General features: G+C 71.9%; 17 protein-coding genes. 6 read left to right on the forward strand and 11 right to left on the reverse strand.

What is annotated here, in order from left to right; translation table 11 throughout:
* The first annotated feature begins 83 nt into the window (after nucleotides 1-83).
* Together AB0D18_RS33125 and AB0D18_RS33130 are read left to right on the forward strand one after the other, a co-directional pair.
* A complete protein-coding gene (locus tag AB0D18_RS33125) occupies nucleotides 84-407 on the forward strand; it encodes a 2Fe-2S iron-sulfur cluster-binding protein (RefSeq protein ID WP_362427081.1) in 324 nt (107 codons plus the stop codon).
* Nucleotides 407-1,702, forward strand: coding sequence for an FAD-dependent oxidoreductase (locus AB0D18_RS33130; RefSeq protein WP_362427084.1), 1,296 nt, complete (start codon nucleotides 407-409; stop codon nucleotides 1,700-1,702). The genes AB0D18_RS33125 and AB0D18_RS33130 overlap by 1 nt, the downstream gene beginning before the upstream one ends.
* Here the strand turns inward: AB0D18_RS33130 and AB0D18_RS33135 are convergent.
* The 5 genes from AB0D18_RS33135 to AB0D18_RS33155 all read right to left on the reverse strand — a co-directional run bounded on the left by AB0D18_RS33135 (nucleotide 1,683) and on the right by AB0D18_RS33155 (nucleotide 11,213).
* Nucleotides 1,683-3,047 carry a D-alanyl-D-alanine carboxypeptidase gene (locus AB0D18_RS33135; protein ID WP_362427087.1) on the reverse strand — a complete coding sequence of 455 codons (1,365 nt, stop codon included), beginning with the start codon at nucleotides 3,045-3,047 and terminating at the stop codon, nucleotides 1,683-1,685. The two genes, AB0D18_RS33130 and AB0D18_RS33135, sit on opposite strands and share 20 nt — an antisense overlap.
* Nucleotides 3,048-3,212: 165 nt before the next feature.
* On the reverse strand, nucleotides 3,213-4,631 hold the full coding sequence (locus tag AB0D18_RS33140) for a hypothetical protein (protein ID WP_362427090.1): 1,419 nt from the start codon (nucleotides 4,629-4,631) through the stop codon (nucleotides 3,213-3,215).
* Nucleotides 4,628-9,037 carry a trypsin-like peptidase domain-containing protein gene (locus tag AB0D18_RS33145; protein ID WP_362427093.1) on the reverse strand — a complete coding sequence of 1,470 codons (4,410 nt, stop codon included), beginning with the start codon at nucleotides 9,035-9,037 and terminating at the stop codon, nucleotides 4,628-4,630. Before AB0D18_RS33145 ends, AB0D18_RS33140 begins: the two co-directional genes overlap by 4 nt.
* On the reverse strand, nucleotides 9,034-9,450 hold the full coding sequence (locus AB0D18_RS33150) for a CU044_2847 family protein (RefSeq protein WP_362427096.1): 417 nt from the start codon (nucleotides 9,448-9,450) through the stop codon (nucleotides 9,034-9,036). Before AB0D18_RS33150 ends, AB0D18_RS33145 begins: the two co-directional genes overlap by 4 nt.
* A gap of 317 nt (nucleotides 9,451-9,767) precedes the next feature.
* Nucleotides 9,768-11,213 carry a glyceraldehyde-3-phosphate dehydrogenase gene (locus AB0D18_RS33155; RefSeq protein ID WP_362427099.1) on the reverse strand — a complete coding sequence of 482 codons (1,446 nt, stop codon included), beginning with the start codon at nucleotides 11,211-11,213 and terminating at the stop codon, nucleotides 9,768-9,770.
* A 229-nt stretch (nucleotides 11,214-11,442) separates the two neighbouring features.
* Here AB0D18_RS33155 and AB0D18_RS33160 point away from each other — a divergent pair, with 229 nt between their 5' ends.
* The gene (locus AB0D18_RS33160; protein WP_362427102.1) at nucleotides 11,443-12,678 is read left to right on the forward strand and encodes an MFS transporter; all 1,236 of its coding nucleotides are present in this window, start codon (nucleotides 11,443-11,445) and stop codon (nucleotides 12,676-12,678) included.
* Nucleotides 12,679-12,722: 44 nt separating this feature from the next.
* Nucleotides 12,723-13,436, forward strand: a complete 714-nt coding sequence (locus AB0D18_RS33165; RefSeq protein ID WP_362427105.1) for a spermidine synthase — start codon at nucleotides 12,723-12,725, stop codon at nucleotides 13,434-13,436.
* A gap of 109 nt (nucleotides 13,437-13,545) precedes the next feature.
* On the opposite strand, the gene AB0D18_RS33170 is transcribed toward AB0D18_RS33165, so the two are convergent.
* Together AB0D18_RS33170 and AB0D18_RS33175 are read right to left on the reverse strand one after the other, a co-directional pair.
* The gene (locus tag AB0D18_RS33170) at nucleotides 13,546-14,358 is read right to left on the reverse strand and encodes a MerR family transcriptional regulator (RefSeq protein WP_362427108.1); all 813 of its coding nucleotides are present in this window, start codon (nucleotides 14,356-14,358) and stop codon (nucleotides 13,546-13,548) included.
* Nucleotides 14,355-14,969, reverse strand: coding sequence for a helix-turn-helix domain-containing protein (locus AB0D18_RS33175; RefSeq protein WP_362427111.1), 615 nt, complete (start codon nucleotides 14,967-14,969; stop codon nucleotides 14,355-14,357). Before AB0D18_RS33175 ends, AB0D18_RS33170 begins: the two co-directional genes overlap by 4 nt.
* A gap of 56 nt (nucleotides 14,970-15,025) precedes the next feature.
* On the opposite strand from AB0D18_RS33175, the gene def reads away from it, so the two are divergent.
* Nucleotides 15,026-15,652 carry a peptide deformylase gene (gene def, locus AB0D18_RS33180; protein WP_362427113.1) on the forward strand — a complete coding sequence of 209 codons (627 nt, stop codon included), beginning with the start codon at nucleotides 15,026-15,028 and terminating at the stop codon, nucleotides 15,650-15,652.
* 36 nt (nucleotides 15,653-15,688) lie between these two features.
* On the opposite strand, the gene AB0D18_RS33185 is transcribed toward def, so the two are convergent.
* Nucleotides 15,689-16,588 carry a hypothetical protein gene (locus AB0D18_RS33185; RefSeq protein ID WP_362427116.1) on the reverse strand — a complete coding sequence of 300 codons (900 nt, stop codon included), beginning with the start codon at nucleotides 16,586-16,588 and terminating at the stop codon, nucleotides 15,689-15,691.
* Nucleotides 16,589-16,997: 409 nt separating this feature from the next.
* On the opposite strand from AB0D18_RS33185, the gene AB0D18_RS33190 reads away from it, so the two are divergent.
* The gene (locus AB0D18_RS33190; protein ID WP_362427119.1) at nucleotides 16,998-17,594 is read left to right on the forward strand and encodes a response regulator transcription factor; all 597 of its coding nucleotides are present in this window, start codon (nucleotides 16,998-17,000) and stop codon (nucleotides 17,592-17,594) included.
* 27 nt (nucleotides 17,595-17,621) lie between these two features.
* Here AB0D18_RS33190 and AB0D18_RS33195 read toward each other — a convergent pair whose 3' ends face one another.
* The 3 genes from AB0D18_RS33195 to AB0D18_RS33205 all read right to left on the reverse strand — a co-directional run bounded on the left by AB0D18_RS33195 (nucleotide 17,622) and on the right by AB0D18_RS33205 (nucleotide 21,941).
* Nucleotides 17,622-19,853 carry an ABC transporter ATP-binding protein gene (locus tag AB0D18_RS33195; RefSeq protein ID WP_362427122.1) on the reverse strand — a complete coding sequence of 744 codons (2,232 nt, stop codon included), beginning with the start codon at nucleotides 19,851-19,853 and terminating at the stop codon, nucleotides 17,622-17,624.
* Complete coding sequence (locus tag AB0D18_RS33200; RefSeq protein ID WP_362427125.1) at nucleotides 19,850-21,586, reverse strand: ABC transporter ATP-binding protein; 1,737 nt, start codon at nucleotides 21,584-21,586, stop codon at nucleotides 19,850-19,852. Before AB0D18_RS33200 ends, AB0D18_RS33195 begins: the two co-directional genes overlap by 4 nt.
* 226 nt (nucleotides 21,587-21,812) lie before the next feature.
* Nucleotides 21,813-21,941 carry a SapB/AmfS family lanthipeptide gene (locus tag AB0D18_RS33205; RefSeq protein WP_362427128.1) on the reverse strand — a complete coding sequence of 43 codons (129 nt, stop codon included), beginning with the start codon at nucleotides 21,939-21,941 and terminating at the stop codon, nucleotides 21,813-21,815.
* Nucleotides 21,942-21,944: the final 3 nt, after the last annotated feature.

Raw genomic sequence — 21,944 nt, forward strand, 5'->3', positions numbered from 1 at the left:
CCCTCCACACCTTCCGCGCCCTCCGCGCCTTCCACTTCCCACCTGATGCTCCGGTTGCTCCGGTTGCATCGAGGAGTTCTGCCATGCCCAAAATCACGTACGTCACCGTCGACGGGACCGCGCACCCGACCGAAGTCCCCGTCGGCACGAGCATCATGCGCGGCGCCGTCCTCAATGACATCGACGGCATCCTCGCCCTCTGCGGCGGCAACGCGCTGTGCGCCACCTGTCACGTCTACGTCGACGAAGCCACCCTCGACAAGCTGGAACCGGCTCGGCCGAACGAGGACCACATGCTCGGCCTCGCCGCCTCCCCACGTCTGCCCAACAGCCGGCTGAGCTGCCAACTCCCGGTGACCGAAAGCCTGGACGGCCTGACCGTCCACCTCCCCGAGCAGCAGCTCTGATGGCGCGCGACACCCCGACGGCGTACGACACCCGGCCGGCGCACGACACCCGGCCCGCGTCCGTGGTCGTCGTGGGGGCCGGGCAGGGCGGCTACCAGACCGCGGCGTCGCTGCGCGAACTCGGCTACCCGGGGCGCATCACGCTCATCAGCGCCGAGGACGCGCTCCCGTACGAACGCCCGCCGCTGTCCAAGGCATACCTCACGGGCACGGCGGACGAGACACAGCTGTGGCTGCGGCCCGTGACCTACTACGTACGCCAGTCGATCGACCTGGTCAACGGTACGGTGACCGGAATCGACCCGGCCGCGCGTACGGTCCGCCTCGCCGACGGCTCCGAGTACGACTACGGCCATCTCGTCCTGGCCACCGGTGCCCGCCCGCGCACCCTCGACGTGCCGGGGGCCGGACTGCGCGGAGTGCCGGGCAGCGCGCTGCGCGGCGTGCACACCCTGCGCACCGCGCAGGACGCCGCCGCGCTGCGGGCTTCGTTGGCTGCCGCACGGCGTGCGGTGGTGGTCGGAGCCGGGTTCATCGGGCTCGAATTCGCAGCGGTGGCAAGGGAGTTCGGCTGCGAGGTGACGGTCGTCGAAGCGCAGGGGCGACCGCTCGCGCGGGCCGTCTCCGTACGGACGGGCGAGTACTTCACCCGGCTGCACGAGCGGAGAGGCAGCCGGCTGCTGTTCGGCCGGAGCGTCGCCGCCCTGCACGGCGACCGGCGCGGAGCCGTGCGGGCGGTGGAGCTGGCCGACGGCCGACGGCTGCCCGCCGACCTGGTCCTGATCGGCGTCGGCGTCACCCCGCGCACCGAGCTGGCCGCCGCAGCCGGCCTCCCGGTGGGCGACAGCGGCATCACCGTCGACTCCCGCCTGCTGACAGCCGATCCGTACATCTCAGCCATCGGGGACTGCGCGGCGTTCCCGCAGGTACGGTCCGGGAACCGGCTGCGGCTCGAATCGGTCCAGAACGCCGTCGGCCACGCCCGGCTGGTCGCCGAACGGCTGACCGGGACGTTCCGTGCGTACGACGAACTGCCCTGGTTCTGGAGCGACCAGTTCTCAACGAACCTGCAGATCGCGGGACGTGCAGAAGGACACGACACGGAGGTGGTGCTCGGTGACGACCCCGAAGCGTTCTCGGTGCTCCTCCTCAGAGGGACGAGACTGCTGGCAGTGGAGTCGCTCAACAGCCCCGTCGACCATCTGGTGTCTCGTCAACTCCTGCGAGAGGAGGTCGACTTGAGCCCGGACGAGGTGACAGCGGAGGGCTTCTCCCTCACTTCGCTGATGCGGTGACGTTCCCGCTCCCGTCCCCGTTCCCGTCCCCGCCGTCGCCGTCGCCCTCGCCTTCGCTCTCGTTCCCGCTCTCCTCGGTGCTGTTCTCGTTGTCGCTCTTGCTCTTCTCTGTGCTGCCGCTGTCCTTGCGCCGCTTGAGGGCGAAGGCGACCGCGCCACCCGCGACCAGCACCGCCGCGCCGATTCCGGTCCAGCCGAGTGCGCCCGGTGACGCCGAGCCGGTGGCCGTACCGGCCTCGCTGGTCGCGGCGCTGCCCGTGGCGGGGTTCGGCCCGTGGGCCGCGGCGGTGGGGTTCAGGGTGCCGATCGGGGTGGCCTTGCCCGCCGCGGCGAAGCCCCAGTCGAGGAGCTGGCGCATCTCGTTGTAGACCTCGTCGTGCTTCTGCTCCTGCGGGTTCATCACCGTGACCAGGAGCGTACGGCCGTCGCGCTGGGCGGCCTCGGCGAGGGTGTTGCCCGCATGGGTGGTGTAACCGTTCTTGCCGCCGATCAGACCGGGGTACTTGGTGACCCCGCCGAGCCCGGACAGCATCCGGTTGGTGTTGGAGATGCCGAACGGCTTGCCCTTGGTCTGCGGGCCGCCGGGGAACTTGGCGTCGGCCGTGGAGCAGTACTCCTTGAAATCCTTGTTCTTCAGCCCTTCGCGCAGGAACAGCGTCAGGTCGTACGCCGACGAGACCTGCCCCGGGGCGTCGTAACCGTCGGGGCTGAGGACGTGGGTGTCCTTCGCGCCCAGCTCCACGGCCCGCTTCTGCATGTCGGTGACGGTCTTCGGGACTCCGCCGTTCATCGCGGCGAGCACATGCACGGCGTCGTTGCCCGAGCGCAGGAACACTCCGCGCCACAGGTCCGCCACCTTGTACTGCTGCCCCGGCACGATGCCGACCGCGCTGCTTCCCGAGCCCATTCCCGACAGGTCGGCGTCGGTGACCTTGTGGCTGGTGCCGTGCGGCAGGGCGGGCAGCACGGTGTCGGCGAAGAGCATCTTCAGGGTGCTGGCAGGCGGGAGCGCCCAGTGGGCGTTCGACGCCGCGAGGACGTCCCCGGTGTCGGCGTCCGAGACGATCCACGACAGCGCGGAGAGCTTCGCGGGCAGTGCGGGCGCCCCCGCGCCGACCTGCGGGCCCGGCCTGCCCAGCCGCTCGCCGCCGACAGTCGACATCTGCGCGGGCGGCATTTTGCCCTTCGTCCCTCCGGCGTCCGGTGCAGTGGTCGCCGGGGCGGCCGGCGCCGGCATGTGGTGCGTGCTCGCGAGGGCGGGGGAGACCCCGGCGAAGGCGCTGACCGCAGTCGCGGTCAGGGCCACGAACCCGCGCCGGACCTGCGGGGATATAGAGGGACGCATCGCCCGAACGTATCGCAGCCGATGAGGTGCGAACGACGCGTCGGACGTGATCGGGAAGTGGAATTTGCCACGGACCGACGAGGGAACGGAACGGCCCCGGATCCCGTCAGGCCGCCGGTGCCTGGAGGGGAGGCATCAGAAGGCGCCGGGAGCGTGCCGGTGAGCCTATCCCGCCCGGAAAGCGGCCTCGATGCCAAGGGCCAGGTCCGCGTGGAAGGCCTGGTGGAGATCGAAGTCCCGGTTCATGTCGACGTAGTAGCCGTCCGGCAGGGTCGACTCGGCGAGGGAGAGGTCGGAGCCCAGGGCGTCGAGCTGGTGGAGCATCCGGTGGGTGTCGAGCAAGGAGTTCCGCAGGGTGTCGGCGAGGGGCCCCTCAGCCTCGTGCCGGGTGTCCACACCGGGGCGCCGCATTGCGCGGAGCGCCAACTCCAGCGCCGCGCGCCGGAATTGGGCCAGTGCGGAGGACAGCTCGATGCCGTCGTAGGACACCTCGATCGTGTAAGGGTCGTCATGGGCGAGGCCCTTCGCCAGGAAACCGGCCCGGCGCGGTACGTCGAGGTTCTTCACGGCGTCGAACATCGGTGCGGCGCGCAGGGCGTCCTGCGCCAGTGCCCGCGCGAAGGCATGGGCGTCCGGCATCGTGAAGTCGTCGCGGGTGGTACGGAACCCGGACAGCTCGGACTCCCGCCGGAACCGCTCCACCTGGAGGGCGAACACCGCCCCGAGCCGCACCGCCGCCAGCTCCGCCACGGGAAACCGCTCCCGTTCGGCGTCACGGTACGGAGCGTCGCGCACCGCGAGATCGGCGGCGTACGCCCGTACACCGGAAGGGACGGGCTCGGCGAAGGTGTGCAGCAGGGGCACACCGTACGGCGGCACAGGGATCGGTCCGAAGTCCGCCATCAGCGGCGGGAGTTCGGTGGATGCTCCGGTCTCACCGTTCACCTGGTCGAGCCCGGCCTCCAGATCGAGTACGGGATCCAGTGCGGCCACCAGCTCGGCCAGCAGACCCACGAAGCAGTCGTCCCGCTCGCCCTCTTGTGGCCCCGCCCCGAGCAGCTTGCCGATATGGCGCAGAGTCCGGTGCACCTTGGGCATCGAGAGCCCCAGCTCGTACCCGATCGCTCCGGGTGGGCAGCCGGTCAACCTGCAGGCGAGTACGTCGAGCTGACGCTCATTCAGCTCCCCAACCGGGGCATGTACTGCTGCGGTACGTGCATGCAGGGGCAGACTCTCGGCACCTGCCCCCAGGAGGGGGCTCGGCGCGGTGGTCGCCCCCGTCCCACCGGCTGCCGCCATCCGGAGCGTCCATGCCCGCAGCCCCTGAGCATCGACCCCGGCACTTGTGCCGAGCAGCTCCGTCCAGCGCCGCGCCACGGTCATCGCGTCCTGGGCCAGGCGCACCGCCTCCACCAGGTCGGTGCCCCGCAGGAGCAACAGTGCGACGAGCGGCGCCGCATGCGCCCGGTAGAAGTCCCCGAATCCCACGCCGCTCTCGGCGGGCGCCGTGTCTGCCGATCCCGTATGCATCAACTCGCCCGCCCCGTACCGATGTTCACTGTCATGGTCCTCAAGATCGCTCAACCCATCAGTTCCGGTCGGCCAGGATCCGGCTCTCCGGTACGTGGCCCCGGCTCCGGACAGAGAGGCTCGCCCGGCACCTCGACCGGCAGCCCCTCGCGCTCCTCGGCGGTCAACTCGCGGTAACCGATGGCGCTGCACAGCGCTTGGCGCCATACGTCGGGGTCCAGCCGGAGAGGGGCGCTGTTGCCTCCGCCGTCGGTGTACAGCACGGTCCGGCCGTCTCGCGAGACGGCCTTGAACCTGTACGGGCTGGATCTGGAGGGCGGCGACCCGAGGTTGTAGACGTCCTGCTCCCTGGCTGGTTCCCCGAGCCGGTAGAGGTGTACCAAGCCATGACTGGCAAGGAGAAACGACGTCTCGCTGGGGAAGGCGATCGCGAATTGTGAGTTGTCGTCCCCCAGCCCCACGGGGCCCATCACCTTCCTCAGCGGATCGTGGCGCCACAGCTCCACCGCACCGCCCCTGCGCAGCAGTCCGAAGTACCGGCCGCCCTTGCCGAATGCCACGGTGTTGGTGTCCGTGCCCGTGGCCAGCGTGGATTCCGTGCGGCCCTCGGCCAGGTTGATGACGCGTACCGTCGGCTCGCCCCATACGGTGACCGCGACCCGGCCCGGCTCGGGGTGGTTCGCCACCATCAGCCCCGGTGAGCTCTGTCCTCCGGACGGATGCAGGACTTTGGCGTCGTAGCGTGCCAACTGCCTTCCGCTGGCCGTCTCCCAGCGCTGGATCACCGTGCCGGAGACCGTGACCAGGTTCCCCGACCCGTCGAAGAAGTAGGTGAGGTCGCCGCTGAAGCCGGTCGGCAGGGGAGCTGTGGTGATCTCGTGCACCGGCCGGAGCGTGGCGATCGTCCGGATCATGACTCGGTTGCTGCCGACCCGTTCCGCCAGATTCTTCTCCGCGCGGTCCAACGTGATGAAGTCGCCGCTCTTCGGCGGCCAGTACGGCTTGGGGCGGTGGACCCGGACCGTGGGCTCGGAGGCGCCGACGGGCACGATCCCGATACGTGAACCGTCCGAGAGCACGACGATCACCTTGCTGCCGTCGCCGGTGAGTTCCACGGTGCGGGTCGGAATGACGCGGTTGTGCGGGGCGAGCCGGGAGTAGACCACGCGGTTCTTCCCCACGGCGATCAATGCGGGCCTGCCGCCGACGGTGCCGAGCAGCGGATACGCACTCAGCGAGGCTCCCGAGCGGGACTGCCCCGTACTGGCCGCGATGGTGCGGCGGTCCAGATCGATCAGATTGGTCCAGCCGTTCTCCTTGAGCGCGACGTGGCGGCCTGTGGTGTCGACACTCTGCATCGCGTCGCACCTGAGTTCCTTCTCCGTGTAGCCAGGCGGTCTGTTCCTGGTCGGCCCGTCCGTGACGGGCTGCCGCCAGATGGTGACGCCGTCGCTGCTGCTGTTGCCGAGCTCCGTACAGGCCACCACGGCCGAGCCGTCCCCGGAGATCTGCGCCCCCTTGATGTCCTTGCCGTCCACGACCATCCGGGTCCTGCCCGTGATGCGGTCGACTGCCAGCACCCCTGTGGCGTAATCGGCCTCGAACGGCCGGGAGACCCGGATGAGCAGGCTGCCGCCGCCGGGTGCGAACTGCATGTCATGGGCCACGTCGTGGGTGAGGGCCACCCGGCCGCTGGCACTGGAGCCGCCCCTGGCGTTCAGGTCCCACCAGAGCAGCTCCTCCCTGCCGAGGGCGGCGGCGAAACGGCCGTCCTGCGACATCACCGCGCGGTAGCCGTCGTACAGGCCGGTCTTGCCGATCGCCCCGGGTACCGGCTTCAGCCGGTGCGGCGTGGACCCGAGCAGCGGCCCCTCGGTGCCCGAGCGCACGTCGTACCAGATCAGGCCACCGTTCAGGGCGAGGAACCCGGCCTTCCTTCCGTCGCCGGAGACCAGCGGCTGCGCGACTTGCACGCCCGCGTCCATGCGCTGGCTGCGTACGCGGCCACTGGTGGCGTGCGTGAAGGCCGTGGCCCGGCCGCCGCCGGAGTTGGCGACCAGCACATCACCGTTGAGGCTGGTCCGGATGGCACCCGCGTCGCCCGTGAGGATGCTGGTCGTGGACGAGGCCCCGATGGGGGCGTCCTGGGGCCCGGTCAGGACGCGGTCGGAGAAGCTGTTCGCCAGGTATGCCCGCAGCAGTGCGTCCCGCGCCTCGCGAGTGTGGGACCTGCGGTAGGCGGCAAGCGCGAGTTGTGCCGACAGCACGGGATCGCTCTCGGCCTGGTCGGATGAGTACCGGGCGAGCTCGCGGGAGGAGGACTCCTCGGAGCGGGTGATACTGACCTGCCGGTAGTAGCCGAAGAGCGAACCGAGGACGAGCACGACGACAGCGATGCCGGCGATGCCCGACCGCAACGTGCGCCGCTTGCGGGTGCGGGAGCGCTGGTGCGCGCTTCCTTCGCCGAGGTAGGCGCGTTCCGCGGCGCTGAGGTCGGCGGGCCGATCGCGCAGCCAGGGGGCGGCGGTGTCCAGCGCGGCGGGGCCCGGCAGCAGGTCGACGGCCCGCCCGCCGCTCTCCCAGCGGTCCAGATCGTGCCGGAGCGCCTCCCGCCAGACGAGGAACGCCCGGTCCTCGGCCACCTGAGCGGCCAGCAGTTCCCAGCCGCTGAGCAGAGCTTCATGGGCGAGCTCCACCGTTTCGGTTCCCTCGGGGCTGTTGCCGGTCACCAACAGCCGGGTGGCCGCGAGCCGTTGCGCGATGCTCCACTGGACGTCGTCGAGTTCGGGGCGCAGTGCCGTACGGCGGGTGGCCGCGGTCGAACCGAGCGGCACCCGGATCAGTGCCGTGAGCAGACGCCGGCCCGCGGCCGCGTCCGCCGCGGGCACCCGCGTGGTCCAGGCCCGGTCGGCGTGCCGGCCGAGGGCGCCGGTGACGCCGCCGAGTTGCCCGTACGCCCGGTGGGTGATCAGGCCGCCGGTCTGCCGCAGCCAGAGCTGGTCGAGAGTGAAACCGAGCAGGGGGAGGGCACCCGGAGCGTCGCCGGTGTCGGTGAGAATGCGTTCGACGAGCCCGGACTCGTATCCGACGCCGGGTACCGCGTCGATCGGGGCCGCGACGACCTCCCGCAACTGCCCGGGTTCCAGCGGGCCGAGTGCGTACAGGCAGCGGCGCAGGGAGGGCCCCGCCGCCGGGTGGGCGAGGACCGGTTCGAGGAAGTCGGCGCGCAGGGTGGTCAGGACGTGCACGGGTTCCGGGAGCCGGTCGGTGAAGAGCAGAGCGCCCAGTACGTCCGCGGCCTCGGTAGTGGGCCCGAACGCCTCCTCCAACTGGTCGACGACGATCAGCAGGCGGTCGCGTTCCTGGCGGTGGAGGACCCGGGCGACGACATCGGACAAGGTGCCGCCGGTGAGGAGGGCGGTGATGTTCGGAAGGATGGCGAGCCGGGCGCTCTCGGAGAAGCCCGGTTCCAGTAACGGCAGCAGAGCGGCGGCGAGCGCCGCGGCGGGGCTGCTCCCGGCGGAGGGCCGCAGTACCGCCACCGCGAAACCCTCGGCACGCAGCTGCGGTACGGCTCCGGCCAACGCGAGCGAGGACTTGCCGCAGCCCGAAGGGCCGACCAGACAGGTCCACTGCTGACTGAGGACCTGCTCCACCAGCTCCGCGCTCTCCGCCGTCCGCCCGTAGAAGAGGCCGACGTCGGCCTCGCGGAAGGCGGCCAGGCCCCGGAACGGCGACGGCGGCAGGGTGAGCGCCCGCAGTTCGGGCCGGGCCGCGAGCAACGTACCGGTCGGGATCAGGTAGCTGGCCGGGGGATCACCCGTTTCGGCCACGGTGATCATGCCGACCACGCCGCCGAGTTGGTCGTCCCACACGGGGCCGCCGCTGAACCCGCCGGTGACCCGGTAGCCACCACTTGACGCAAGGTCGGCCTGCACCCATCCGTTGGCCTGCCGGTCGCGCAGCACGCCCGAGTGCCATACACCGCCCGGCCGCCCGACGGGGAACCCGAAGGCCCGCGCCGCATGCCCCCAGGGGTCGCCCGCCTCGACAAGACGAACCGCTCGCGCCCCCGGTAACGGCGACAACAGCCGCAGTACCGCGATGTCTCCCGCACCGGCGTCGTGCGCGGGCACCCAATGCGCGATACGGGCTTTCACCTGGGTCCGGGGCAGCGGGCAGGAGGCGGCAGGCGCATCGGAGTCCGCGGGCTGGGGGGCTGCGGGAACACGGGCCAGCGGCAGGTCGACAGTGACCTCGGCCGCAGCGGGCGGCCGGCTGCCGGCCGTCAGGCCGAGCGCGGCGGAGACGACATGGGCGCAGGTGAAGGCGAGATCGTCGGTGACGAGGAATCCTACGCCGCGGGGGCTGCCGTGGGCGTCGACAATCCGCAGCAGCGCAGCGGTCAGCCCGGCCGGCCCCGGCCCCGTACTGTCCGCCTGCCGACCGGCGACGTTCACGCGGGGGCGACGGGCGTCGGCACCCTCACTTGTCCGCCGGGGGCGCCGGGAGGCCCGTCCGGTGCCCCGTCTTGCGGAGCACGGCGGTCCCACGTCAGCCGTACTGCGAAGTTGGCCTGGGCCGAGGTGCTGCTGATCACCACATCGGCCTCGGCGGACAACGAGAGTCCGAACTCAAGGGTGATCTCATCGGGTCCACGCGCCATCCCGCTGAAGGTGTCCACGAAGTTCTCGGCCACCGGCCGTACGCCGGAGAGCAGTTCACCCAGGGAGCGGGTGGCGCGTGCCACCACCTGACCGGGCCGGGCGACCTGGACCAGACCGTCCCCCGGCTGCTCCTCGATCGCCACTTTGACCGTCTCCCCCGGCTGTCCGCCGGGCCTGCTGAGCGGAAGTTCCACGAGATATGCCATGTGCGCAGCTCCCTCCCGGCCTCCCGGCGGGAGGCTCTGTGCCCAGCGTGCCCCATGGTGATCCAGCCCCGCTCGGCAAAGCGCAATTCCGTTTGCCGGGCGCTCTGTTGGGGCACCGATCAGTCCCCGACCAGGGGCCGCGTCCTCACGAACCATTTCTGATCAATGGAGCACGTGCAAACGGGTACCGCCCGCTCTCCGTACCGCCGTGCTGGAGACGGTACGGAGAGCGGGCGGTGCACAATCGCGGCGATCGAAGGAGCCCCGGAGGACCGCTGCCGAACGTAGCCGTGGTCAGGGGAACTGCGGATCTGAGGTCAGACCACCGGGGCCGGGTACGTCGGGTACTCGACGCCGGAGACGTGCTGGACCACGCGGATGACCTGGCAGGAGTAGCCGAACTCGTTGTCGTACCAGAGGTAGAGGATCGCGTCGTCGCCCTCGACCTTGAGCGCGCCCGCGTCGATGATCGACGAGTGGCGCGAGCCGATGAAGTCGCTGGAGACCGCGTCGGGTGCGCTGGTGAAGTCGATCTGGCGCTTGAGCGGCGAGTTCAGCGAGATGTCGCGGAGGTGGTCGACGACCTCCTCGCGGGTGGTCTCGCGGGCCAGGCGCAGGTTGAGGATCGCGATCGAGACGTTCGGGACCGGGACGCGGATCGAACTGCCGGTGATGCGGGCGTCCAGGTCGGGCAGTGCCTTGGCGACGGCGGAGGCGGCGCCCGTCTCCGTGATGACCATGTTGAGCGGGGCGCTGCGGCCGCGGCGGTCGGAGCCGTGGTAGTTGTCCAGCAGGTTCTGGTCGTTCGTGAACGAGTGGACGGTCTCCACGTGGCCGCGCAGGACGCCGTACTCGTCGGCCATCGCCTTCAGCGGCGGCACGATCGCGTTCGTGGTGCAGGACGCGCAGGACAGGATCTGCTCGTCCGGCTTGATCGTGTCGTGGTTGACACCGTGCACGATGTTCGGGACGTCGCCCTTGCCCGGGGCGGTCAGTACGACCTTGGCGATGCCGGGGCGCAGGTGCTTGGAGAGGCCCTCGCGGTCGCGCCAGCGGCCGGTGTTGTCGATCAGGATGGCGTCCTTGATGCCGTACTCCGTGTAGTCGACCTTGGTCGGGTCGTCGGAGTAGATCATCTTGATCGTGTTGCCGTTGGCGATGATCGTGTCGTTCGTCTCGTCGACGGTGATCGTGCCCTGGAACTGGCCGTGGATCGAGTCGCGCCGCAGCAGCGAGGCGCGCTTCACGATGTCCTGGCCCGCACCCTTGCGGACGACGATGGCGCGCAGTCGCAGACCGTTGCCGGAGCCGGCCTTCTCGATGAGCAGCCGGGCCAGCAGGCGGCCGATGCGGCCGAAACCGTAGAGCACGACGTCGCGGGACTCGTTGCGCTCGATCTTGTTCTCGCCCGTGGCGCCGGAGACGGCCTCGGCGGTGAATTCCTCCACCGAGAGACCGCCGTCGTCGGCCCGGTACGCCTCGGCCAGGAGACCGATGTCGATCTGCGACGGGCCGAGGTCGAGCGTGGTGAGCGCCTGGAGGAAGGGCAGCGTCTCGGTGATCGAGAGCTCCGCGCCGGCGATCTGGCGGGCGAATCGGTGGGTCTTCAGGATGCTGACCACCGACTTGTTCACCAAGGAGCGGCTGTGGATCAGGACCGTGACATCACGCTCCCGGTGCAGCTTCCCGATGATGGGGATCATCGACTCCGCGATTTCCTCGCGGTTCTTCCAGTTGGTGAACGAGTCGTCGTTGACAGTCACAGGGCTTCTCTTTCGAGCTAGGCGGCGCTCATATGCTAACCCTCGGATGTTTTGATCATGCAGGGGGCTCTGCAGGCGGTCCGTTTCCGGTGCTCAGGGGTCTTTGGCCGGGCGGGACGGTGATCGTTGGCCGGGCGGGGCGGTGGCCGTTCCATGCGTGAAGTGGCCCACTGGAATGGCCCTTGATTGTCCCAGTGAGGAGGGCCAGTGGCCGCCTACTGTCGAGGGCATGTCGAACCTTCTGCCGCCCGCCGGGCCCCAACGGACCCTCTCCCTCGCCCAGTTGAGCAATTCCGTCGGCGACGGCGCGTTCTACGTCACCTCCGCCCTCTACTTCACCCAGGTCGTCGGCCTCGCCCCCGCCCGGATCGGCCTCGGGCTCGCCGTGGCCTGGGCGGTCGGCTCGGTCGTCGGGGTGCCGCTCGGGCGGCTCGCGGACCGGCGCGGGCCGCGCGGCACGGCGGTGCTGCTCGCGCTGGCGACCGCGGCCGCCGTCGCGTCGTTCCTCGTCGTACGGGACTTCCTGCCGTTCGTCGCGGCCGCCTGCCTCTACGCCACCGCACAGTCCGGCCTCGCCGCCGCCCGGCAGGCGCTTCTGGCGGGACTGGTCGCCAAGGAGGAGCGCACCGGCGCCCTCGCCCACCTCCAGTCGACGCTCAACGCCGGCCTGGCGCTCGGCGCCGCACTCGGCGGACTCGCCCTCGCCGCAGGCACCCGTACCGCCTACCAGGCGGTCTTCGCCGTCGACGCCCTCAGCTTCCTGCTCTGCGCCCTCGTCCTGCTCCGGCTGCCCGCCGTGCCCCCGGCCCCCGCGCTGCCGGGTGCGAAGCTCGAAGTGCTGCGGGACCGCCCGTACACCGTCCTCACGCTCCTCAATACGGTGCTGCTGCTGCGGATGCCGCTGCTCAGCCTCGGCCTGCCGCTGTGGATCACCGAACGCACGCAGGCCCCCGCCTGGTTGGTCTCCGCGCTGTTCGTCCTCAATACGGGTGCGGTGATGCTCTTCCAGGTCCGTACCGCCCGCACGGTCCGCGACCCGGCCACGGCCGTCCGCGCGCTGCGCCGCTCGGGGGCGCTCATGCTCGCCACGTGCGCGGTCTTCGCCCTGTCCGGCGCAGCCCCGACAGGGGTCGCGCTCGCCGCCCTGCTGGCCGGCTCCGTGCTCCTGGTCGTCGCCGAGATGCTCCAGTCGGCCGGCTCCTGGCAGCTCGGCTTCGACTTCGCACCGCCCGGCCGGACCGGCGAGTACCAGGGCTTCTTCGGCACCGGGGTGCCCGTGGCCCGCACCCTCGGCCCGCTCGTGCTCACCACGCTGCTGATGGGGGCGGGGGTGCTGGGGTGGGTGCTCCTCGGTGTGCTGTTCCTGGTGGTGTCGTACGCCATGGGGCCGGTGGCGCGCTGGGCGGAAGGGGCGGGGGCGGCCCGGGAAGGCGTACTGGAACCCCTTGCGGCGGGGCGTCGTTGAGCCGGTGAGTGACCGGGCCGTTCGGTCACGGAGAGGAGTTGCTCATGTCAGCCCCCACTGAAGCTCCCGTTCCGCTCGACCGCCGGGAAGGTGCGCACGGTGAGGTCGTGCTGCGCCGGCGTGGAGAGGCGACGTACGAGATCATCGTGAACGGCTGCTTCCTGATGGACACTTCGGACGGCCGTTCCGAGCGGTTGCTCGTCGACGCCGCCCATGCCGCTCACGCGGCCGCCGGTGTGCACGGGCCGGGGCGGCCCTCGCTGCTGATCGGCGGACTCGGCGTCGGATTCTCCCTCGCGCACGCCGCCGCGCAGGAGCACTGGGGAGCGATCACCGTCGTCGAGCGGGAAGAGGCGATCGTCGACTGGCACAGAGCCGGGCCGCTGGGCGGCATTTCCGGTGCCGCGCTGGCCGATCCGCGGGTGTCCGTGCTGTGTACGGACCTGGTGGCCCATCTGTGCGCGCCCGTGCGGGAGGCGTACGGGGCGCCGACGTACGACGTGCTGTGTCTGGACATCGACAACGGGCCCGACTGGACCGTCACGGACGACAACCGCAGTCTCTACGCCCCCGTCGGCCTCGCCGCCTGCCGCGCCCGGCTGAACCCCGGCGGCGTCCTCGCCGTGTGGTCCGCGCAGCCCTCGGCGCGTTTCGAACAGGCGCTGCGGGACGCCGGGTTCGAGGCCGTGCGGACCGAGGAAGTGGTGGTGGCGCGGGGTGCGCCGGACGTGGTGCACCTGGCCTGCAACCCGGCCTGAGGTCGCTACGTCTCCGCAGGTCATCAGGGGTGCGGCGGGTCGGTGAGGGTGCGGCTGTGGAGAGGCCGGGCCGGCGAGCTCACTCCCAGACAGTTCACTCCCAGACAGCTCATTCCCAGACAGCGGACTCCGGGGTCACGCCGTGGGCCTCGGCGTTCGCGAAGATCACGTCGCGCAGCCAGCCGGTCAGTCCCGGCGCGAGCCCGTCGTAGTGGTCCGAGTACCCGGGCTCGTCGACGAACCTCCGGCCGATGCACACATGCATCGAATGAGTGCAGTCGAAGTACGTGGAGAGCTGCGCGCGGTGCCGTTCGGCGAGGGCGTTCGCGGGGTCGGACCCGGGGGCGACACCGGCGCGCCCGGCAGCGGCGAGGTCGGCCTCCAGGGCCTCGGTCGACGCCGCGACCCGCTGCCAGTCCTGCGGTGTCATCCCGGCGGCGCGCTCCGCGTACTGCGCCCACTGCGCGGTGTCGCCCCAGCGCTCCTCCGCCTCCTCGACCCATCCGGGCTGCCAGTCGTCGCCGAAGAGCTCGGCCTGTTCCTGGATGGTCAACCGCATACCGGTGCGCGAGGCCTCCAGCATGCTGTCGACGGCGCCGACCATCTCCTGCAGCCGGGAGATCCGGTCAAGCAGCTCCGAGCGCTGTCTGCGCAGATGGTGGCGGACCGGGGTGGCCGGGTCGTCGAGGATGCGGCCGATCTCGGTGAGGGGCAGCCCGAGTTCCCGGTACACGAGCACCCGGTGCAGGCGGGCGACGTCCTCGCCCGAGTACACCCGGTACCCGGCGGGAGTGCGCCCGCTCGGCAGCACCAGACCGATCGCGTCCCAGTGGTGCAGCGTTTTCACACTGACCCCGACGAGGGCCGCGGTCCGCCCCACGGTCAGGCTCTCGCTCGTCTGCCCGCTCGTCTGCTCGCTCATCGGTGTGCGGGGTTCTCGGGCAGCAGGGGGAACAGCCTGGCGACCGCGGCCACGGGCACGGCTCCCGCGGGGCGCGTGCCGGGCAGGCGGTCCCGTTCGCGGTAGCCGGCCAGCAGGAGGCGGACGGAGGCGGCGAGTTCGGCCGTCTCCGCCGGGGTGAGGTGGACCACGGCGGAGAAGGACTCGTCCTGCTGCCACTCGGCCGGAGCCTGGTCCCTGTGGGTCAGCCAGTGCCGGTAACTCTCGTCCTCAAGACCCCGGGCGAGCGCGCTGAAACCGGCCGCCGCTTCCTGGCCGGGCCCCCCGGACGACTCCCAGCGGAGCCGCCACGGCCGTGCCCGCCCGCCCGTGTGCGGCACTTCCTCGATGAGGCCGTGCCGGGCGAGCTGACGCAGGTGGAACGAGCAGAGACCCGAGCTGTGGCCGAGACGGGCGGCCGCCTCTGTGGACGTGACGGTGCCGACCTCGGCGAGCAGGTCCAGCAGGGCCACGCGCACGGGATGGTCCGGGAGAAGTCGCCGGGCGCGGTGCAAAGGCGCTCCCGTGAAGGCCCCTTGGGCAGTTGCGGAGGGAGCTTCGGGGACAGCTGCAGGGGTACTCTCGTCGCTCATTTGCAAAGGGTGCTACTTTGCAAAGCATTCGGTCAAGTAGAAGGTGTGAGCAGGCCATGGCTGTACGCGTGCAGGGTGAACTCGTCGATTCCTTCCCGAGGTTCGCGCCCGAGGTCGAGCGGGGTACGGTGCGCCGCATCACCGTCGTCGGCGAAGAGATCCTGCGGCGCCGGTGCCGGGAGGTCACCCGGTTCGGGACGCCGGAACTCTCGCGGCTCATCGACGACATGTTCGCCACGAACCAGGTGGCGGACGGCGCGGGACTCGCCGCCAACCAGATCGACGTGGACCTGCAGCTGTTCGTGTGGGACATCACGGACGAGTGGGGAGTGCGGCACGTCGGGCACATCGCCAACCCCGTCCTGGACGACGTGCCGGCCGAGGACCGCAGGCTGGTCGACGAACCGGAAGGGTGCCTGTCCGTTCCCGGGCCCTACCGTGTGGTGTCCCGCCCGGACCGCGCTGTCGTACGAGGCAGTGACAAGGACGGCAACCCCCTGGTGATCGAGGGCAGGGGCTACTTCGCCCGGTGCCTGCAGCACGAGACGGACCATCTGCACGGCCACCTCTATCTGGACCGGCTCGCCCAGCGGGAACGGAAGACGGCCCTCCGTGAGATGGCCGAGTCCCAGGACGAGGTGTACGCCCGACGCGCGGCCAGGGCAGAGGAGTTGGGCAAGTAGCGCCCGAGCCGGGCTCTGTGTGATCGAGAAGGCGGATCAGACGGCCCGGCGCCCCGACAGCGCCATCCTGTTCCAGGTGTGCCGCCGGCCGCGGATCGCCACCGAGTAGGCGTCCATGACCTCCGGGTCGCACATTCCCGGGATGTACGAGTCGCCGAAGTGGTGTGCGTCGAAGCCCGCCTCCTTCGCGTTGAGGGCGAGCTGCGGCACCACATTGACGTGCGCGCCCTCCTGGCTGGTGCCGATCGCGCCCATGACGACGGCCCCGGCGTCCTGCACCGCCGCCACCGCCTCGGCGGCCAGCTCCCTGGTCACCCCGGGCAGCGTGCCGGGGAGCGGCATGACCACGCCGTCCGCGCCCGCGTCGACCAGTGCGGTCAGGCGGGCGGTGGTGACCCGCTCCGGGTGCCCGGCGTGGTGCATCTTCCCCGACCACACGGCCGCGTCCGCGCCCACTCCCGCCCGCACCTCCCCGGTGACGCGCGCCATCGCGTCGTACGAGCCGCCCGTCCCCGGGTTCGCGGTGATGCACAGCAGCGCCGCACCCATGTCGACGAGCCGCTTCGCGTGCTCGGGCGCCGCCCGCCGGATCTCCGGTACGTCGCCGGGCTCCAGGTTGACGCCGACCGGGCAGCCGATCGCGCCGGCCAGGTCGGCGAACGAACGGAACGTGCCGAGGCCGGGGAGCGTGAGCCGCTCGCCGTCCCAGGCCCGCTCGATCAGGTTGAGGATGACGATGTCCGCACCGAACGCGGCCATCAGCTCCGCGTTGTGCACCCCGCGCCCGTCGGGGTGCGGGGAGAGTGCGGCGCGTTCGGCGAAGACCTCGGCGATCATCGTCCGGCCTTCGGCGGCGGCCACCGCACGGGTCAGGGCGCTGCCGCGCAGGGCGGCGAGCTGCTCACGGTCGAGGTCCAGAATGCGCTGTTGATCCATGATGTCCACGCTAGTGACGCGGGCCGCGATCCGGACGGACCGTTGGGCCCGAGCGGGCGGGACTTGCGGCCCGGTCGGCCGCTCACCCGCTCACCCGCTCACCCGCTCGGCCCGCTCACCCGCTCGGCCCGCTCCCAGTGTCAGAGCGCGTCGTTTGCGTCCTTCTGTGTGCCGAGGTCGACGATCGTGAAGCCGGTCGCCTCCCACTTCTTCGTACACCTGTCTGGGGCGCATGATGGCGCACGGTAAGGGGCAATGAGCCCCCTGTGCTTCCCGCGGTGGGTGGCAGAGCGTTCCTTCCTCCGCTTCATGGGAACTGGTGTTGCGGTATCCACCCGAAACCCCCTGGGGTCCCGGAGCCTCCCTGGTGTGGAGGAGCTCTCCGGGTCCCCTGTTGAAGGAGTGCAGCGTGATACATGTCCAAGTCGCCCACGGGGCAGGTCTCTTCCGCTCCGCCCTGGTGGCTCTGCTGCGTGTCGAAGCGGACCTCGACGTGTCGTGCTGTCCGTCGGGGCCCGTCGTGGAGGGCCCGGACCCGGCCGAGGTCCGGGTGGCCGATGCGGAGGACCTGGCGTCGGGGGACCTCGTGCCGGGCCGGCCCGGTTGTCCCGGCGGGACGGGAGGCGCCGGGTTACTGGTGCTGGCCACCGCCCACCGGCCCGGTGTGCTGCGCCGTGCCTTCGACGCGGGTGCGCTCGGGTACGTCGACAAGGAGGGCTCGCCGGGGCGATTAGTCGAGGGAATCCACGCGGTCGCGAAAGGAGAGCGGTACGTCGACGCGTCACTGGCCGTCGGTCTCCTGCGCGCCACGGAGATTCCCCTGACCCCGCGGGAGTTGACCGTGCTGTCCATCGCCGCCGAAGGCGCCTGCGTCGGCGAGATCGCGCTGGCTCTGCACCTGTCCCGGGGAACCGTGCGCAATTACCTGGCGGCGTCCATCCGCAAGACCGGCGCCCGCAACCGGGTCGACGCGATACGCATCGCGCACGGCGCGGGCTGGGTGTGAGCGGGGCTGCCGGGGGCGCCGGCCCGTTCAGGACGCCGCCGCCGTGCCGTCGGTGGCGGTGGCCCGGTGCGTCCCGCTGTCGTGCCAGTGGCCCGTCAGGTCCCGGTAGAGGGCGGAGCGTTCCAGCAGTTCCGCGTGCGTCCCGCAGTCCGCCCGGATGCCGTCCAGTACGAGCACCCGGTCCGCGCGCAGTGCGGAGGACATCCGGTGCGCCACCACGACCAGCGCCCCCGGCCGTGCGGCCAGGGCCCGTTCGACCCGGTCCTCCGACTCCTGGTCCAGGTGGCAGGTCGCCTCGTCCAGTACGAGGAGCGGGGCGGGCGACAGATGGGCACGGGCAAGGGTCAGCAACTGCCTTTCCCCTTGAGAGAGTTCGCCGGGGGCGAGGAGGGCGTCCAGGCCGCCGAGCCGGGCGATCAAGGGCCCCAGGTGCAGCGCGGCGGCCGCCTCCGTGACCTCGGCGTCGCTCACGCCGGGGCGGAGGTGGGCGAGGTTGTCGCGGACGCTCGCGGTGAAGACGTACGCCTCTTGGGGTACGAGCGCACGCAGCCGCGCCAGCGCCGCAGGGGTACGCCCCCGGACGCACCGGCCGCCGAGGAGGACGGAGCCCCGGTCGGGGGGCAGCAGCCCCGCGAGGACGTTGGTCAGCGTGGACTTGCCGATGCCACTGGGCCCCACCACCGCGAGGTGCTCCCGGGGCCCGATGGTCAGATGGAGGCCGTCCAGTACGGGCCGGGCGCCGGGCCCGTACGCAAGGCTGACACCGCGCAACTCGGCGGCGGGAGACGCCTCGACACCGGCCACCGCGCGCGGCGGGGCCGCCGGGGCCGGCCGGAGGGCCGGGCGGACGGGCAGAGCCGACCGAGGAGACGGCACCACTGCGGGGCCACCAGCACCATCGGCCACGCGGCGCGGGCTGCCTGCATCGTGGGCGGTGCAGCTCGGACTGCGGGTGCCGCCGGTGCCGCCGGAGCCGCCGGTGCCGTCGACCACGCCGCTCGGCCTGACTGCGCGGTCGGCCGCGCGGCTAGGGCAGCCGGTGCCGCTGGCCACGTTGCTCGGGTGGCCGGCGCCGGCAGCCACGGCGATCGGGGTGCCTGCGTTGTTCGCCGCGTCGCTCACGGCACGCGCGCCGTTGGCCGTGCTGCTTGGGTCGCCGGCGTCGACCGCCACGTCGCTCGGGTCGCGGGTGTCGCCCGTTGTTCCGCTCCGGCTGTCTGCATCCCCGGCAGGGGGCCCGTCCGGCTCTCCGGCGTGCGTGAACCTGTCCAGGACCACCAGTAGTCGGGTGCCCGCCGCGCCCAGGGCCGTCATCAGCGTGTGCAGGGCAGGGAGCAGCGACTGTACGAGGTAGGTGAGCGCACCCGTCAGTGCGCCCGCGGTGAGGCCTCGGTCCAGTAGCCACGGGACGGCCAACAGGAGGAGCACTGGGGGGAGTTGGCCAGCTACTCCGAGCGCGAGTACCCGCACCGCGGACCAGCGTGCCAGTACCCCCGACGCACGTTCCGCGGCCCGCGCCGCCGCCGCGGTGCGCATGCCCACCTCGGCCTGTACTCCGCAGGCCACCACGTCGCGCAGGCCGGCACCCGCCGCGCGTGTACGGTCGGTGAACTCCTCCTCCGCGTCCAGAAAGGCCCGCTGCGCGGCGGCCATCGGTCGCAGCGTCGCCAGGAAGAGACCGATCCCCAGCACCAGGGGCGGGGTCGTGACCACCAGCAACTCCGGTGCCAGCGCGAACAGTCCGGCGAGCGCGCCCACCGCCGTGAACACGAACGACCGCGCCGTGAGCACCAGCCCGGCGAAGCTGTCCCGGGCGATCTCGCTCTGTTGGGCGACCCGCGAGACCGCGCTGCCGGACCCGTTGGCACCCCGGCTGGGCCCCGCCCCGTCCCGGCCGGTCACGGCCCCGTGCAGGGCCTGGTCCACCGCGCGTCGTACCAGTGCGTCTCTGAACGGCTCGACCAGGGCTGCCAGTTGGGTGAAGACGCCGCGGGCGACCGGTCCGCCAGCGAGGATCGCGAGCGCGGCGAGAGACAGCCATGCCGTGCCCGTGCCCGGCTTCCCCGCCAGGAAGCCACGGTCGAGGGCCTGCGCGAGGCAGTAGCCGCCAAGGAACGTCTGCGCCGACTCCACCAGCGACCACGCGGTGATCCGTACCAGCACCGCCTTCCGCCGGGCGAAGAATCGTCTTCCGTCCCGCCGCAGCCCGGCGCGGGCGGAACCATTTCGACCGTGTCCGGCGGCCTTCCCTGCGCTCATTCCCGGCCCTCCGGTCCGCCCTCGGCGGCGGCGAAGACCGAGCGGTAGGACCGCTGTTGCCACAGTTGCCGGTGCGGTCCCACCGCCCGTACCCGCCCCTCGTCCAGCCAGACGACCAGATCCGCGCGGACGGCCGAGGACAGCCGGTGCGCGACGCACAGACGGGTGCCGGGGCCGACGTCGCGGGCGAGTGCCTCCTCGACGCGACGCTCTGTTGCCGTGTCCAGGCTGGAGGTCGCGTCGTCGAGTACGAGGAGCCGGCCCGCGTGCGCGAACGCCCTTGCCAGGCCCAGGCGTTGGAACTCCCCGCCGGACAACGGCGCGTCGCCCGGCGCGGTGTCGTACCCCTGCGGCAGCAGCCGTACGAAGTCGTCGGCGCCCGCCGCTCCGGCCGCCGCCCGCACCTCGGCGGGCGACGCCGTGCGCGCACCCGAGGCGAGTGCGTCCCCGAGGGTGTCCCCGAAGAGTGCCGGGCGCTCGAACGCGTACCCCACCTCGCGGCGCAACTCCCGCGCCCCGACGTCACGCAGCGGCACTCCGTCCAGCAGTACGGTCCCCGCGTCCGGGTCGCACAGCCGCCCCGCGACCGCGGCCAGGGTCGACTTGCCCGCCCCGCTGCGGCCGACCACGGCCGTGGTCGTACCGCCGGGGAGCACCAGCGACACCCCGCGCAGCAGGAACTTTCCGTCCTGCACGACATCGACCCCGCGCAGTTCGAGGGTGCCGGGGCCGCCGGGCGGAAGCCCGTACGCACCGTGCGCGAGGCCGGGCAGCGCCAGTACCTCGGCCACCCGGTGGGCGGCGCTGCGGCTGCGCACCAGCGTGCCGAGGAGGCCCGCCACCGCTCCGACCCCGGCGGCGAGCGCCGCGTACCGGGACGCGGCGAGGAGCTCGCCGACGGTCATCCGCCCGGCGACCACGCCCAGGCCGCCGACCAGCACGACGGCGGTCGTCAGGAGCGGGAGCAGGACACCGCTGCGCGCCACGGCGCGACCGTGCACGACCCACATCCGGCGTCCCTGGACGCCCAGTTCGGGCAGCGGAGCCAGGATTCGGGCGCGCTCGCGGTCCACGGTGCCCGCGGCGGCGATACTGCGCGCCCCGGCCAGCGCCTCGGTCAGCAGCGACGCGAGGGTGGACTGGACCTGCTGGTAGCGGGCGATGCTGTCGGACGACCCGACGGCGAAGGCACGCAGCACCAGCAGCAGCAGGGGCAGGCCCGCCGCGAACGCCAGCGCGCACCAGGGATCGACGAGGGCCAGCGCGACGAGACCGCCGACCGGGGCGATCAGCGCCGCGGCCAGACCGGCCGCGGCACCCGGTGCGGCACCGGCCTCGGTCGCGTTGGCCGACAGCCGGGTGGCGGTGTCGCCGGGGGAGAAGCGGGCGGCGTCCCTGGGGGCCGAACCGAGCAGCCGCGCCATGCCGAGGCCCCGCAGCCACGCGGTCGACCGGGCCTGCGCGGTCCCGGTGAAGAGGGCTTCGGCGGCTTCCAGCAGCACCTCGGCGCACACCAGAACGGCACAGAGCACGAGCCAGTCCGTGGCCGCGGGGTCGCGCGAGAGCAGCAGGTCCAGGGTGCGCCCGACGACGGCGGGCAGCGCGACGGCCGCCCCGGCGGAGAGCGCGGAAGCGGTGAACACACCTGCCGCGCGCCCCTTGTTGCGCCGGGCCACGGCCAGCAGCAGCCGGTCGGCAGGGGAGGACAGGTGCTTGCGTGTCAGGGTCGTCACGGGCGGCGTCCCACTCCCTCGTACGTACGTATGTGCGTGTGGTCCGGGCGCTGCGTGGTCCGGGCCCTGCGTGGTCCGGGCTCTACGTGGTCCGGGCCCTGCGTGGTCCGGGCTCTACGCGGTGCCGGGCCCTGCGTGCTCCGAGCCCCACGTGCTCCGAGCCCCACGTAGTGCAGGCCCCGGGCGAGGTGTTCCGCCCGGGGCCCGCACTACTGACGAGCCTGCGTCAGTTACAGGTGGTGAGGCTCAGGCTGCTGTCGCCACAGAGCAGCAGGCTCGCGCGGCTGCCGCCACCGCCGCCGCCCGTGGCCTCTTCCTTCGGGGTTTCCAGCGACTGCAGGTCGAGAATGCTCATGGT

The organism is Streptomyces sp. NPDC048442 (genome assembly GCF_040651475.1).
Taxonomy (GTDB): domain Bacteria; phylum Actinomycetota; class Actinomycetes; order Streptomycetales; family Streptomycetaceae; genus Streptomyces.